Source organism: Serratia sp. BNK-10 (assembly GCF_047456065.1).
GTDB lineage: Bacteria > Pseudomonadota > Gammaproteobacteria > Enterobacterales > Enterobacteriaceae > Serratia > Serratia ureilytica.
This window is the reverse complement of record NZ_CP179894.1, coordinates 2,968,499-2,982,273: the sequence shown is the minus strand read 5'-3', so window position 1 is coordinate 2,982,273 and position 13,775 is coordinate 2,968,499. Positions and strand designations below refer to the sequence as shown.

Genomic DNA, 13,775 nt, shown 5'->3' with positions numbered 1-13,775 from the left:
GGTCGCCTCTACATGTTCTTGATGCCGTCAGGGATGGTGTAAAACGTCGGATGACGGTAGATCTTGTCTTCGGACGGATCGAAGAACGCGCCGCGATCTTCCGGCTGCGAGGCGATCAGATGGCGGGATTGCACCACCCAAATCGAGCAGCCTTCGTTGCGGCGCGTATAGGCGTCGCGGGCGTTTTCCAGCGCCATTTGGTCGTCGGCGGCGTGCAGGCTGCCGACGTGGCGATGCGCCAACCCTTGTTTGCTGCGGATAAACACTTCATACAGCGGCCATTCAACGTGGCTCATGATCTCGGTTCCTTATGTTGGCTATGCGGCGGAAGCGGCGTTTTTCGCGGCGTGGGCCATGGCGCCGTCGCGCACCCAGGCGCCGTCTTCCCAGGCGCGGCGTTTGGCCTGCAGGCGTTCGTGGTTGCATTGGCCGCGTCCTTTGATCACTTCATGCAGTTCGCTCCAGTCGATCTCGCCGAAGCGATAGTGGCCGGCGGCCTCGTCCCAGGTAAGACTCGGGTCCGGCGCCGTCATGCCCAGCGCCTCAAGCTGCGGCACGGTGTTGTCGACGAACTTTTGCCGCAGTTCATCGTTGCTGTGGCGTTTGATTTTCCAGGCCATGCTCTGAGCGCTGTGAGGGGAGTCGGCGTCGCTTGGGCCGAACATCATCAGCACCGGCCACCAGAAGCGATCGATGGCGTCCTGCAACATCGCGCGCTGCGCATCGCTGCCGTGGGCCATCGCCATCACCGCCTCGTAGCCCTGGCGCTGGTGGAAGCTTTCCTCTTTGCAGATTTTCACCATCGCCCGCGCGTAGGGGCCGAAGGACGCGCGGCACAGCGCCACCTGGTTGACGATGGCGGCGCCGTCGACCAGCCAGCCGATCACGCCGATATCCGCCCAGTTGAGCGTGGGGTAATTGAAGATCGAGGAGTACTTCATTTTGCCGTCGAGCATCTTTTGGTAGATGTCCTGGCGCGAACAGCCGAGGGTTTCGGCGGCGCTGTAGAGGTACAGGCCGTGGCCGGCCTCATCCTGCACTTTGGCCAGCAGCACCGCTTTGCGGCGCAGCGTGGGGGCGCGCGTCAACCAGTTGGCTTCCGGCAGCATGCCGATGACTTCCGAATGGGCGTGTTGGCCGATCTGCCGAATCAGGTTCTGACGGTAAGCGTCCGGCATCCAGTCTTTGGCTTCGATAGCGATATCCGCCGCGATCTTGGCGTCGAAATGCTGCTGATACTGTGCTTCAGTTGTCATGCTCGCCTCTTGGTGATTCGTATTCTTCACATTGAATATAAAAATGTGAATCACTTTAACTAACCATAAGGCTACAAACTGATAACAAAAAGATCAAACGAGATTCATGTGGTTTTGCGAGCGCACTCACAAGTGAATTGTTTATATTATTGATTTAATTTAATAAATAAAATCAATAACGCTGTGTTAACGACAGGGAAAGCGGCTTGAACGCGCTTCTTGTTCTCTTTTTGTTAAAATTGAGTTTGGCGTAAACTGGCATTTATGTGATACGTAATTAAGCTGTAGGGTGAAAATTTATGAATTTTGGAGGGCACATGCAGCAGTTACACAGTTATCTTTCTGGCGCCTGGGTGTATGGGCAGGGAGAGAGCCGCGAGATCCGCCACGCCGTGACCGGCGAGGCGCTGTACCAGGTCTGCTCCGACGGCCTGCCGTTAGCGGCGAGCCTGAGCTATGCCCGCCGCCACGGGGGGCCGGCGCTGGCGCAAATGACGTTCCAGCAGCGCGCCCAGATGCTCAAAGCGGTGGCGAAACACCTGCTGGCGCACAAAGAGGCGCTGTATCAGATTTCCTATCAAACCGGGGCGACGCGCAGCGACGGCTGGGTCGATATCGAAGGCGGCATCGCCACGCTGTTCGCCTATGCCGGCATGGCCGGCCGCGATCTGCCGGATGATACCCTGTGGCCGGAGGATGAGCTGATCCCGTTGTCGAAACAGGCGCAGTTCGCCGCTCGCCACGTATTGACCTCGCGCCCGGGCGTGGCGCTGCATATCAACGCCTTCAACTTCCCTTGCTGGGGCATGCTGGAAAAACTGGCGCCGACCTGGCTGGCGGGCATGCCGGCCATCATCAAGCCGGCCACCGCCACCGCGCAGCTGACGCAGGCGATGGTCAGGCTGATCGTCGACAGCGGGCTGGTGCCGGAAGGGGCGCTGCAGTTGGTATGCGGTGGCGTCGGCGACATGTTTGCGCACCTGGATTATCAGGATGCGGTGACGTTCACCGGTTCGGCGCAGACCGGGCAGCGGCTGCGCGCGCACCCGCGGCTGTTGGAGAAATCGATCGCCTTCACCATGGAGGCGGATTCGCTCAACTGCTGCGTGCTGGCGGAAGACGTAACGCCGGAGATGCCGGAGTTTGCGCTGTTTATCAAAGAGGTGTGCCGTGAAATGACCGCCAAGGCGGGGCAGAAATGCACGGCGATCCGCCGCATCATCGTGCCGGCGGCGCAGGTGGTTGCGGTGCGTCAGGCCTTGTTGCAGCGCCTGGCTGGGGTGACGGTGGGCGACCCGCAGCTGGAGCAGGTGCGCATGGGGGCGTTGGTCAGCCACGAGCAGCGTGATGATGTGCAAAGCAAGGTGGAGTTTCTGCTGCGCAACGGCTGCGAGCCGCTGTGCGGCGCGGCGCTGGATAAGCTGGAAATCCTGGGCGACGGCGCGCGCGGCGGGGCGTTTTATCCGCCGACCCTGCTGTATTGCGCCGATCCGTTCACCCATCAGGCGGTGCACGGCACTGAGGCCTTCGGCCCGGTGGCGACGCTGATGCCGTATGCGGATACCGAGCAGGCGATCGCGCTGGCGTTGCTGGGGCAGGGCAGCCTGGCGGGCTCGCTGGTGACCGCCGATCCGGCATTGGCCAAGCGCTTCATTCGCGCGGCGGCGTGCGCCCATGGCCGCATGTTAATTTTGGATGAACAGGCGGCGGCGGAGTCCACCGGCCACGGGTCGCCGCTGCCGATGTTGGTGCACGGCGGCCCGGGGCGCGCCGGCGGCGGGGAAGAGCTGGGTGGACTGCGCGCGGTGAAGCACTATATGCAGCGCACGGCGATCCAGGGCAGCCCGGCGATGCTGGCGGCCATCGGCGGTGAATGGGTGCGCGGCGCGCCGGTCGCCGAGCACCCGGTACATCCGTTCCGGAAATACTTCGAGCAGCTGCAGCTGGGCGACAGCCTGTTGACCGCGCGCCGTACCGTGACCGAAGCGGATATCGTCAACTTCGCCTGCCTGAGCGGCGATCATTTCTACGCGCATATGGACAAGATCGGCGCCGCCGATTCGCTGTTCGGCGAGCGGGTGGCGCACGGTTACTTTGTGGTGTCCGCCGCGGCCGGGCTGTTTGTCGATGCCGCCGTCGGGCCGGTGATCGCCAACTACGGCATGGAGAATCTGCGCTTTATCGAACCGGTGAAGATCGGCGACACCATTCAGGTGCGGTTGACCTGCAAGAAGAAGAGCCGCAAGCCGCAGAAAACCGCCGAAGATCGGCCGCACGGCGTGGTGGTGTGGGATGTGCAAGTATTGAATCAGGAACAGCAGCCGGTGGCGCTGTACAGCATCCTGACGTTGGTGGCGCGCCAACAGGGGGACTTCGAGGCGTGATGCGCGCTTGCCGCCGCCGGAGCTGCCGGCGGCGGCAATCTATTCAGATCAGCGGCTGACCGCGCAGCTGTTCCAGCACTTTCAGCGGCGAGCGCTGCGGATCCTGCATCTTGTTCACCGGCAGCAAGAAGGTCTGTTCCAGCATAAACTGGCCGCCCATCGCGGCGTGCGGCGTTTGATCCGAGAAGCAAATCCAGCTGCTGCCCGGCGGAAACGCCAGCGCCAGCTGCGGCCCCTGTTGTTGATAATCGCCGTCGGCCTTCATGGCGTCATGCAACTGCAGCATCAGGTGGTCATAATGGCTGCGGCGGGTTTTGGTGATGTGTACCCGGTGCTGCAACCAGCTGCTAAAGGCGGAGTAGCGCGCCAGACGCGGCATGAAGCGTTGCGCCAGCTCAGGGAACGGTTCGCCGACGCGCCATTGGCGATGTTCACCGTGCGGATTGATGTTGGTGAAAATACGCAGAATACGTTCACCGTAGTTCGGGCGCGACGGGAAAGCATCGACGTGCAGCCGGCTGTCGTCTTTGCGCCAGGAGCTGCTTGCGCGCCAGGCCGAAACCGGATGCAAACGCAGGCTGCCGGTCGGATGGTGCAGCGCCTCCTGATACTCGGGCAACAGCCCGGCGATCAGCTGGCGGCAAGATTGGTAATAACGTTCCAGCAGTTGCTGAACCTGCTGCCGGCGCTCCGCGACGGCGACGCCGGTCAGCTTGCCGGACAGCGGTTGATAGCTGATGTTTTTGCGCTTCGGATCGACCAGCGACGGATCCAGCAGCGGCATTTCCTGCTCAGACAGGGTGAAGGCCAGTTCGGGCAGAAACAGCACTTTGCCCTGTTCCAGTTCACTGACCGCGCTGGATGCTTCCGCTGCCGCCCATTGTCGCAACGGCAGCGTCAGGACGGCCTGTTCACGCATAATATCGCCAGTAGGCATGAGATCTCCTCGCAAATCTATATCGCTTTATTCCCGCCTTTCAGGTTGCCGCGTGGTTGGCTGCACTGGCTTGCGCCGTGGCTGGCTGGAGCGACGCCAAAAGTCTTTGCGTCGGTCGCCCAAATGCAACGTGAAATTTATGGGTTCTATTATGGATGTATCAGCAGGGCGCAGTGCGCCGAAGCGTGCGATGGCTTCCTGATATATAGAATAGTCCTGCTAAGGGTATCACCGGCAATGCCAATGAAAAGTAAACGGAGGCTAAACGAGGTTCGGCGTGGGCACGAATAATCAAAAATGGCACGAATTGTTCGCTGAATAGTGCATTTTTTATCTTATTGAATTGTAATGGAAATAAATATGCTGCTTATTTATTGGCGTTATTTCATTCCGAGAGCGGGGCAAATTGGGGAAATAATGTTTCGGCGGGAAATTATTTCATTTTTGTCGTTGGAATAAATCGGGCCGCCCAATTTTGGTGGCCCGATGAGTGATTAAGCGCCGTAAATGCAGTTTTTGCCTTTTTTCTTGGCCTGATACAGCGCGCTGTCCGCCTCATTGATAAAGCTGATCGGCGTATCGTTATACATATGCGGCACTTTGGCGCAGATGCCGATGCTGATGGTGACGATGCCGTGCGGGTTACCCTGATGCGGGATCTTCAGATCGCGCACCGCCTGGATGACGCGTTCGGCGAAAATCAGCGCGCCCTGCACGTCGGTATCCGGCAGGATAATCCCCATCTCTTCACCGCCGTAGCGCGCCAGAATATCGTTGCTGCGGCACGCCAACCCTTTCAGCGTCTGGCCGATCTGCTGCAGGCACTGGTCGCCGGCGACGTGGCCGTAGCTGTCGTTGTACTGCTTGAAGTAGTCGATATCCAGCATCAGCAGCGCCACGCTGCGGTAGTTGCGCGAGGCGCGCGCCAGCTCGTTCTTCAGCGCAATGTCAAACTGGCGGCGGTTGGCCAGGCCGGTCAAGCTGTCCAGCAGCGCCAGTTCTTCCAGCATCTGGTTGATGCTGGTCAGCTGATCGCGGGTGCGCATCAGCTCGGCTTCGGTTTGCATGCTGTGCTTGATTTGCCGCAGCAGCACCGCGCCCATCGCCAGCAGGATCATCAGCAGAGAGAGGCCGCCGGCGGCGAACAGGCCGGCGTCGGTGCGCCAGTCCGCCAGCGCGTCGCGTTTCGACAGCCCGGCGGCGATCACCAGCGGAAAGCGGTTGACCCGCGAATAGCCGTAGATGCGCTCCACTTTGTCGTACAGCGAGGTGATGGTGGCGTTGCCGAATTCCGAATGCGGCAATATTTCGCTGAACAACACGCCCTTGGCGATATTTTTACCGATCGAGGCCGCCGAGTAAGGGCGGCGGTAGAGGATGGTGCCGTCCGCCAGCAGCAGATTTAGCGAGGCGTCGGTGTTGAGGGCGAAACTGTCGTAAAACTGGCGAAAATAATCGACGTACAACGTCGCCAGCACCACGCCGCCAAAGCTGCCGTCCGGGTTGTTGAAGCGCCGCGAAACGGGGATGATCAGATCGCCGGTGGTGCGGCTGCGGATCACCTCGCCGATGTACAGACCGCCGCCATCGCGGTTTTGGTGATATTTGAAGTAATCGCGATCGGCGTTGTTGGCGTTCTTGATGAATTTGCCCGAGGAGGTCGCCAGCCAGCGGCCGCTCGCATCGTAGATAAACATCCCGTGCAGCTGCGGCAGGTTGCCGACCTGGGTTTGCATCACCCGTTGCAGCCGGGTCAATTGCGAGGGCCCCAGTCCGTCGTTCTGGAGACGTTCGGTCAGATCGAGCAGATTGCCGTCTACCTGCATGAAGGTATCGTCGGCATGCTGCGCCAGCGAACGGGCGAGGTTGGCGGATTCATGCTCGGCGCTGCGCAGATCGCGCTGGTGCGCGTTCCAGATTTGCCAGCTGTTAAAGAGGATCAGCGTGGCGGCAACGATGATGACAAACACGCCGGCCTGAAATAATAATGGGGAGCTTTTAACGCTGCGCGGCGGCACGGCATCCTGTATGGGTTGCTGCTGAGTCATGTCACCCTTGTTGTTTGATTACTATTCAATTTGAGTTAAGAGCAATCTTATATTTTATGCATAAATGCGCCAGACCTCTAGCCCTTAACGTGGCGATAGGGAGAAAGGCGCCTCGCACCCCGCATTTGCGGCGGCGTGAACGCGAAGGAGTAAAAGAGCCATGTCGGATTACATCATTATCGCTTTACTGACGCTGGCGGTGTATTACCCCCTCACGCTGGGGGCGCTGGCGGTGATGATGTTCTTCGCCTGGCGGCGGCGACGGTCGCCTTACTGGCGGTTGGGGCTGGCGCTGTTGACGGTGTTGTTCGCGCTGTTCGCCAAAGCGGCGTATGACTGGCACCGCTACAGCTAGCGGCGCCATGCGGGGTTATTCGACGTTGATCATCCAGTTGACGCCGAATTTGTCGGTCAGCATGCCGAAGCCTTTGGCCCAGAAGGTGGCTTGATAAGGCATCGTCACCTGGCCGCCCTGCGCCAGATTATCGAACAGTTTGCGTCCTTGTTCCGCGTCGCTGGGGTTCAGCGACAGCGAGAAGCCTTTGTGGGAAGCGCCGCCGCTGTCATCCTGCGGACAGCCGTCGGAGGCCATCAGCACGCCGTCGCCAATCAGCAGACGCGCATGCATGATCGCTTCAGGATTGACATCCTGCGGCCCGCCTTGGCGGGCTTCTTCGGGCATGTCTTTAAAGCGCATGACCATTTCAATTTTGGCATTCAACTGCTGTACATAGAAGTTAATCGCTTGCTCACAGTTACCGCTGAAGAACAAATAGGGTTGTACCAGCATGACATTGACCTCGGTTGTGGCCCGACAGGCAACGACCGGCCCTCGGGCGGGAAGAAATGATTGCTGGCGGCAATAATTGCCGTCGGTGACTTATTAGTGTAGTCCCCCTGACGTAGAATGCTCGTGCGAGGTGAGCACCTTCGCCGCCGGCAGGGCGGGCGAAGGCGCGAAGGCGATTAATACAGCGAAGGTTCGCCGGGTGGGCGGGTTTTAAAGCGGCGGTGCAACCACATGTATTGATCGGGCGCCAGCAGCACCTGTTCTTCCACCACGCGGTTCATCATGGCCGCCGCGCGCGTTTCATCGTCCAGCGGGAAGTCCGTCAGCGGCGGCTGCACGATCAGCTCGTAGCCGCGGGCATTCGGCAGACGGCGCGGCACGAATGGCACGATCGACGGCCGCCCCATACGCGCCAGGATATAGGTGCCGGTCGTCGTGGCGGCGTTTTCCACGGCGAAGAACGGCGCGAACACGCTGCTTTGCGGGCCGTAATCGTGGTCCGGCGCGTACCACAGGATTTCACCCTGCTTCAGGTTGCGGATCATGCCTTTGATATCTTTACGATCGATCATGAATTTATTCGAGCGCAGCCGGCCCCAGGTCTGCACCCATTCCATCAGCTTGTTATTGTGCGGGCGGTGTACGCCGATGCCGGGGTTTTGCATGCCGAAGATGCGCGCGCCCAGCTCCAGAGTGAGGAAATGCAGGCCGATCAGCAGCACGCCTTTCCCGTCCTGACGCGCCAACTGCATGTTTTCCATGCCGCTCACCTTAAACCAACGGGCGATGCGCCAGTCAGGCCAGAACCAGGCCATGCCGACTTCGAACAGGCCCATGCCGACGGACTCAAAATTTTTGACAATCAGCGCCTCTCGTTCGGCGGCGGGCATCTCAGGGAAACAGAGTTCTAAATTACGGCGCGCTATTTTTACCCGGCGTTTCATCAGGGGCATGGCGATTCTGCCAAGGCCGTGTCCAAGCCGATAAATGAGCGGGTAGGGCAATAACACCAATAGATAGAGTATTCCCAGCCCTATCCACAGCAACCAATAACGAGGGCGCAAGAATTCGCGCTCAAAGCGTTGGTTTGAAATCATTTTTTCTGTTCTTCCTTTAATTTCGCAATGGGACCTTAACCCAAATTGTTATGTGCGAAATGATAGAGCATTTTTTGTGAGACCGGGTTTTCCATTCATGCTTTTTTTTACGCTTTATTTAAGCGCAGACGGGAAACGGAACGAAATGAGATTTTTACCGAGGGAAGGGCGGATATTCACCGTTATTTCAACCGGCTGGCGACATTGAAAAATAAGGACACAATTCAGCGCATCGCAAAAGTGACAACCGCTATGTAACCTTAGAGAAACAGCAATGCGGCGGAACCGTCCCAAACGGCCGCCAGCGCATACAGCAGCGCGAGAATCAGGACAAAAGGGGCATTGAACATCGGCGTTTCCTCCAGGAGGCTGTGTTTAAAGTTTAGCCTGTCCAGATGACAATGGGATGAAATGCGATCGCTTTTGACGCGGTGAAATTCAGACGGACGGAAATGGGTAAACCGCTGATTTTTTACTATAGTCATAGTGTGATGTTGTGCGTTTGTCGCCGTACGCCCCGTCTTGAACGGCTGTGGGCAGAGTGTCCAGAGCAAGATCGCGGAACGGGCGGCGCCGGACGTGAAACAGGTGACGAAGTTCTCAGAGGGCGGGTCTGTAAGGATTTGACATGTCATATGAAAATGACGATCTAAGCGGTGTTGAGCAACCGAGCGACTACGTTAAAACCACCGCCTGCGAAGTGCGCAGCGGCGTAAAGGCAGCGCTCGAGCAATCATGTGCCTGCATCAAGGATAACCCTTGGGCAGGGGTAGGCGCCGGCGCCGTCGTGGGCCTGGTAATAGGATTTCTGTTAGGCAAAAGGCAATAGGGAGAGTAAAAATGGGCATCATTTCCTGGATCATTTTTGGTTTAATCGCCGGTATCCTGGCTAAATGGATTATGCCGGGCAAAGACGGCGGCGGCTTTATTGTTACCGTTATACTGGGGATCGTGGGCGCCGTCGTCGGCGGCTATATCAGCACCTTCTTCGGTATGGGACGCGTTGACGGTTTTAACCTGGGCAGCTTCGTGGTGGCGGTCATCGGTGCCCTGGTGGTGCTTTTTGTCTACAGGAAGATCAAAGGCTAAGCAGCCGTTGCTCAACAGGGTCGCCGCGGCGGCCCTTTTTCGTGAAATCAATCCGGCTGTGCGGCGCGGGCCGCAGCGGCTGAAAGGGGAATATCATGGGTCTGTTCGATAGCGTATTGGGTAACATTCTGGGCGGCGGCGCCAACGGCAAAGGCATCGACTACATCGCCATTATGCAGTGGGTCGAGCAACAAGGCGGCCTGCAGGCCATTTTAGACAAGTTCCGCCAGGGGCAGTTCGGCGATATCGTCGGTTCCTGGCTCGGTAACGGCGAAAACCAGCCGATTACCGGCGATCATGTGCAGCAGGCGTTGGGCAGCGATGCGATCAATCAACTGGCTGAAAAGCTGGGCGTCGATCCGGCCCAGGCGTCCAGCACCATTGCACAGTTCTTGCCGACGGTAGCGGATGCCGCTTCGCCAAACGGTGAAGTGCAGCAAGACAGCAATGAACTGGGCGACATGGTCGGCAAACTGTTCAAATAATGATTATGCTCCCGGCGTCTGGCCGGGGGCATTCACTCCGCTAATTCCCTCGATCGCCGTCAACGCCTGTTGCAAATGCGCCACCCAGGCGCGCACTTTCTGCGGAATAAAACGTAAAGCGGGATAGACCGCATGCAGCGCCATGGGCGGGTAGCGGTATTCCGGCAAGACGGGAACCAGCGCGCCCGTCGCCAGCTGTTCGCCGATCAGCGGCCGCTGAGCGCCACCGATGCCGGCCCCGGCCTCGATGGCCGCCAGCAGCGATAAGGTATTGTTGGCGCGAAACGTGGGCCGCAGCGCGACCATCTCGGCGCCGTGGGGGCCGAGCAGGGTGAGCGTATCGCCATCGTTTAGGCCGCTGTAGCGAATGTGCGCATGTTTCACCAGATCCGCCGGCGAACGAGGGGCGCCATGCCTGGCCAGATAGGCCGGCGACGCGACCAGCAGGCGTTGCAGCTCACCCAACCGTTTCGCCACCATGCCGGGCGCATGCAATTCGCCGAAGCGCAGCGCCACGTCTATGCCTTCGCCGATGACGTCGGCGCGGCGATCGTCCAGCAGCAGCTCGATGGTGAGATCCGGATGACGTTTTTGGAACGCGATGGCCAAAGGGGTGATATGCCGTTGTCCGAATCCGGTCGGCGCATGCAGGCGCAAATTGCCCTGCAGCTGGTGGTGCTGGCCGTGCAACGCCTCTTCCGCTTCGTCGACCGCCGCCATAATCGGTTTGAGGCGCTGATAGTAATCATTGCCGGCCTCCGTCAGGGTGACCGCACGCGTGCTGCGAAACAGCAGCTGCGCCCCCAACTGCTGTTCCAGACCGGCGATTTGCTGACTGACCGCCGGCTGCGTCAAACGCAGATCGCGCGCGGCGGCAGACAGGCTGCCCAGCTCCGCCACCCGCATAAAGGTTTTCATTGCGTTCAGCTTATCCATGTCGATTTTGCCTATAGATATTTCTTATTAGTGTTAGTGGAAACCCTCATCTACCGCAAGCATCGCTAATCAATAACACTCAGGGTATCGATAATCCGAGGGGTGACAAAATGAACGCAAAGCGACAGGCGCTGGTGATCGGCGCCAATGGCGTGATTGGGCGCCGATTGATTGAGGAGCTGATTGACCAAGGTTGGCAAGTGGTGGGCGTCTCGCGCCGGGGCGGCGAACCGGCGCCTGGGGTGCGCCACCTGCAGGTTGACCTGCTGGATGCGGCGACGACGCGGGACGCGCTGCGGCCGCTGAGCGCGATTAGCCACGTTTTCTATGCCGCCTATCAGGATGCTCCGGATTGGGCGGGGCTGGTGGCGCCGAACCTGCAAATGTTGCAACACGTTGTCGAAGGGCTGGAGCCGATTGCGCCGGCGTTGGAACATATCAGCCTGATGCAGGGCTATAAAGTTTATGGCGCGCATTTGGGGCCGTTTAAAACGCCGGCGCGTGAAAGCGATGCCGGGCATATGCCGCCGGAGTTTAACGTGGCGCAGCAGCAGTATCTGGAGCAGCGCCAAACAGGCAAGCGCTGGCGTTGGAGCGCCATTCGCCCGAGCGTCGTGGGGGGCTTCTCGCTCGGCAACCCGATGAATCTGGCGTTAAGCATCGCGGTTTACGCCTCGATCAGTAAAGCGCTCGGGCTGCCGCTGCGCTTTCCCGGGAAGCCGGGCGCTTACCACAGCCTGTTGGAAATGACCGACGCCGGACTGCTGGCGCGCGCCACGCTCTGGGCGGCGACCGAACCTGCGGCAGCCAATCAGGCGTTTAACATCAACAACGGCGATCTGTTTCGCTGGAGCGAAATGTGGCCGAAAATCGCCGCGTACTTCGGGCTGGAATGTGCGCCGCCGTTGCCGATGACGCTGGAAAACATGATGGTGGACAAAGCGCCGCTGTGGCGTGAGCTGGCGCAACGGCACTCCTTGACCGAGCCCGATTACCGGGCGGTGGCCGGCTGGCGTTTCGCCGATTTCGTCTTTTCCTGGGACTACGACATGTTCGCGGACGGCAGCAAGGCGCGGCGTTTCGGTTTCCATCAGTTTGTCGAAACCGAAGCCATGTTTTTCTCGCTGTTCGATGCATTCCGTCGTCGCCGCATCATTCCCTGAATGCGGCATAAATGTCCCCGCAGCCCCGCTGCGGGGAAAGGTCTCAGAACGTCAGCATGATTTTGCCGATGTGCTCGCTGGATTCCATCAGCGCATGCGCAGCGGCCGCCTCTTCAAGCGGGAAGGTTTTAAAGATTTGCGGTTTCAGCACGCCGCGCTCCAGCAGCGGCCAAACTTTCTCGTGCAGCTCGGCGGCAATCTGCGCTTTGTCCGCGACGCTGCGCGAACGCAGCGTCGAACCGGTATGGGTCAAGCGTTTCAAGAGCAGCGGCATCAGGTTGAGCTCTTTTACCACGCCGTTTTGCGTGCCGATTTGCACGATACGGCCTTCCATCGCTGCGGCCTGATAGTTCTTGGCCACATAGTCGCCGGCGATCAGATCGACGATCACGTCGGCGCCTTTGCCGTTAGTGGCGTCTTTGGTGCGGGCGACAAAGTCTTCGTTGCGGTAATTAATCGCCACGTCGGCGCCCAGCGCCAGGCTCGCCTGACGCTTCTCTTCTGAACCGACGGTGGTGATCACCTGGGCGCAGAAGGCTTTCGCCAGCATGGTGGCGACCGTGCCGATACCCGAGGTGCCGCCGTGGATCAACACGGTCTCGCCGGCTTTGAGGTGACCGCGCTGGAACACGTTGACCCAGACGGTAAAGAAGGTTTCCGGCAGCGCGGCGGCCTCGGTCAGGCTCAGGCCCGCCGGAACCGGCAGCGCATTACTTTCATGCACGGCGCAGTATTGCGCGTAGCCACCGCCGGCGATGAGGGCGCAAACCCGATCGCCGATCGCGAAGCGGGTCACGCCTTCACCGATGGCCACCACTTCGCCGGCAATTTCGAGGCCGGGAATATCCGAGGCGCCGGGCGGTGGCGCATAGTTCCCCTGACGTTGCAGCACGTCGGGGCGGTTAACGCCGGCGGCGGCGATTTTCACCAGAAGTTGGCCCGCTTGCGGAACCGGCACCGGACGTTCGGCGACGACCAGAACCTCGGGGGCGCCGGGTTGGCTGATCTCAATCGCTTTCATCGTGTCGGGCAGCGGTGCATTCGTTGACATGGTTACTCTCCTCATCGTGGCGGACGCGGTTATCAGGTGGCGCGTCCACAATAAAGTCTGCTGTTAGCTTAGCGAAATCGAATGAGGTACGCGTGGTCGAATAGAGCGGTTTTGCGAGGAAGAGGAGGAGACGCCGCCGCGATGGGCGGCTGGGCATCAATCGTTAGGGGGGATGCGGAACCCTTTCAATGAAACGATAAAGTGTTCTTTTCCTTTGGAGATCTTGGCGCCTTTATCGCACCACAGGCTGGCAAGCTGGAAGAAATCGTCGCTGCCGATGTCGTAAGCCAGTTCGATTTTCTTGGCTGTGCCGGCGCGGATGAGCTTTTCTGCTTCCTGGTGGTTTGCAGCTTTAATTATGGTCATGGGCGAAATCCTTGGTGTTAAGCCAGAACGGATAATCGCTAATCATCATATGGCCATATTGTGACAGTTTTGTGATGAAAGGATGACGATAACCGCAGGCGCGGCGTGCGGCGTGCCGCGCCTTTGCGGTGAAAATGCGTTGTCGATTACCGATCGTGCGGGCGAACGAATGC

At 59.4% G+C, this 13,775-nt stretch carries 15 protein-coding genes; 6 read left to right on the top strand and 9 right to left on the bottom strand.

All coding sequences use genetic code 11. The features are described from left to right. Positions 1 to 8: 8 nt before the first annotated feature. Positions 9 to 296, bottom strand: coding sequence for a 1,2-phenylacetyl-CoA epoxidase subunit PaaB (paaB, locus tag ACMGG9_RS14520; protein ID WP_004935173.1), 288 nt, complete (start codon positions 294 to 296; stop codon positions 9 to 11). 21 nt (positions 297 to 317) lie between these two features. Continuing rightward, positions 318 to 1,256 carry a 1,2-phenylacetyl-CoA epoxidase subunit PaaA gene (gene paaA, locus ACMGG9_RS14515; protein WP_042784922.1) on the bottom strand — a complete coding sequence of 313 codons (939 nt, stop codon included), beginning with the start codon at positions 1,254 to 1,256 and terminating at the stop codon, positions 318 to 320. Positions 1,257 to 1,573: 317 nt separating this feature from the next. Here paaA and paaZ point away from each other — a divergent pair, with 317 nt between their 5' ends. Further along, positions 1,574 to 3,640 (top strand): phenylacetic acid degradation bifunctional protein PaaZ, encoded by a 2,067-nt coding sequence (paaZ, locus tag ACMGG9_RS14510; protein ID WP_414161503.1) that lies wholly within the window; start codon positions 1,574 to 1,576, stop codon positions 3,638 to 3,640. Positions 3,641 to 3,683: 43 nt separating this feature from the next. On the opposite strand, the gene ACMGG9_RS14505 is transcribed toward paaZ, so the two are convergent. Continuing rightward, positions 3,684 to 4,577: a Kdo hydroxylase family protein gene (locus ACMGG9_RS14505; protein WP_414161502.1), complete on the bottom strand. Its 894-nt coding sequence runs from the start codon at positions 4,575 to 4,577 to the stop codon at positions 3,684 to 3,686. Positions 4,578 to 5,071: 494 nt separating this feature from the next. Beyond that, positions 5,072 to 6,625 carry a sensor domain-containing diguanylate cyclase gene (locus tag ACMGG9_RS14500; protein WP_033650812.1) on the bottom strand — a complete coding sequence of 518 codons (1,554 nt, stop codon included), beginning with the start codon at positions 6,623 to 6,625 and terminating at the stop codon, positions 5,072 to 5,074. Positions 6,626 to 6,785: 160 nt separating this feature from the next. Here ACMGG9_RS14500 and ACMGG9_RS14495 point away from each other — a divergent pair, with 160 nt between their 5' ends. Beyond that, positions 6,786 to 6,980, top strand: coding sequence for a hypothetical protein (locus ACMGG9_RS14495; protein WP_033643602.1), 195 nt, complete (start codon positions 6,786 to 6,788; stop codon positions 6,978 to 6,980). Positions 6,981 to 6,995: 15 nt separating this feature from the next. Here the strand turns inward: ACMGG9_RS14495 and yjdN are convergent, their stop codons facing one another. Continuing rightward, entirely contained in the window at positions 6,996 to 7,415 is a 420-nt protein-coding gene (gene yjdN, locus ACMGG9_RS14490; protein ID WP_046687369.1) for a VOC family metalloprotein YjdN, read from the bottom strand. A gap of 176 nt (positions 7,416 to 7,591) precedes the next feature. Further along, positions 7,592 to 8,512 (bottom strand): Kdo(2)-lipid IV(A) acyltransferase, encoded by a 921-nt coding sequence (locus ACMGG9_RS14485; protein ID WP_033650814.1) that lies wholly within the window; start codon positions 8,510 to 8,512, stop codon positions 7,592 to 7,594. 628 nt (positions 8,513 to 9,140) lie between these two features. Here ACMGG9_RS14485 and ACMGG9_RS14480 point away from each other — a divergent pair. The 3 genes from ACMGG9_RS14480 (at position 9,141) to ACMGG9_RS14470 (ending at position 10,086) form a co-directional block, all read left to right on the top strand. Continuing rightward, the gene (locus ACMGG9_RS14480) at positions 9,141 to 9,341 is read left to right on the top strand and encodes a glycine zipper domain-containing protein (RefSeq protein ID WP_033643599.1); all 201 of its coding nucleotides are present in this window, start codon (positions 9,141 to 9,143) and stop codon (positions 9,339 to 9,341) included. Between the two features lie 11 nt (positions 9,342 to 9,352). Further along, complete coding sequence (locus ACMGG9_RS14475; protein WP_004935146.1) at positions 9,353 to 9,601, top strand: GlsB/YeaQ/YmgE family stress response membrane protein; 249 nt, start codon at positions 9,353 to 9,355, stop codon at positions 9,599 to 9,601. Between the two features lie 95 nt (positions 9,602 to 9,696). After that, positions 9,697 to 10,086 (top strand): YidB family protein, encoded by a 390-nt coding sequence (locus ACMGG9_RS14470; protein ID WP_019453502.1) that lies wholly within the window; start codon positions 9,697 to 9,699, stop codon positions 10,084 to 10,086. Between the two features lie 3 nt (positions 10,087 to 10,089). On the opposite strand, the gene ACMGG9_RS14465 is transcribed toward ACMGG9_RS14470, so the two are convergent. Then, on the bottom strand, positions 10,090 to 11,022 hold the full coding sequence (locus tag ACMGG9_RS14465; RefSeq protein WP_033650815.1) for a LysR family transcriptional regulator: 933 nt from the start codon (positions 11,020 to 11,022) through the stop codon (positions 10,090 to 10,092). Positions 11,023 to 11,132: 110 nt separating this feature from the next. Between ACMGG9_RS14465 and ACMGG9_RS14460 the strand changes: the two genes are divergently transcribed. Continuing rightward, positions 11,133 to 12,185 (top strand): SDR family oxidoreductase, encoded by a 1,053-nt coding sequence (locus ACMGG9_RS14460; protein WP_047574673.1) that lies wholly within the window; start codon positions 11,133 to 11,135, stop codon positions 12,183 to 12,185. 43 nt (positions 12,186 to 12,228) lie between these two features. Here ACMGG9_RS14460 and ACMGG9_RS14455 read toward each other — a convergent pair whose 3' ends face one another. After that, positions 12,229 to 13,236 carry an NAD(P)H-quinone oxidoreductase gene (locus ACMGG9_RS14455; RefSeq protein ID WP_033643596.1) on the bottom strand — a complete coding sequence of 336 codons (1,008 nt, stop codon included), beginning with the start codon at positions 13,234 to 13,236 and terminating at the stop codon, positions 12,229 to 12,231. Between the two features lie 156 nt (positions 13,237 to 13,392). Then, positions 13,393 to 13,602, bottom strand: coding sequence for a hypothetical protein (locus ACMGG9_RS14450; protein WP_004935132.1), 210 nt, complete (start codon positions 13,600 to 13,602; stop codon positions 13,393 to 13,395). Between the last annotated feature and the right edge of the window lie 173 nt (positions 13,603 to 13,775).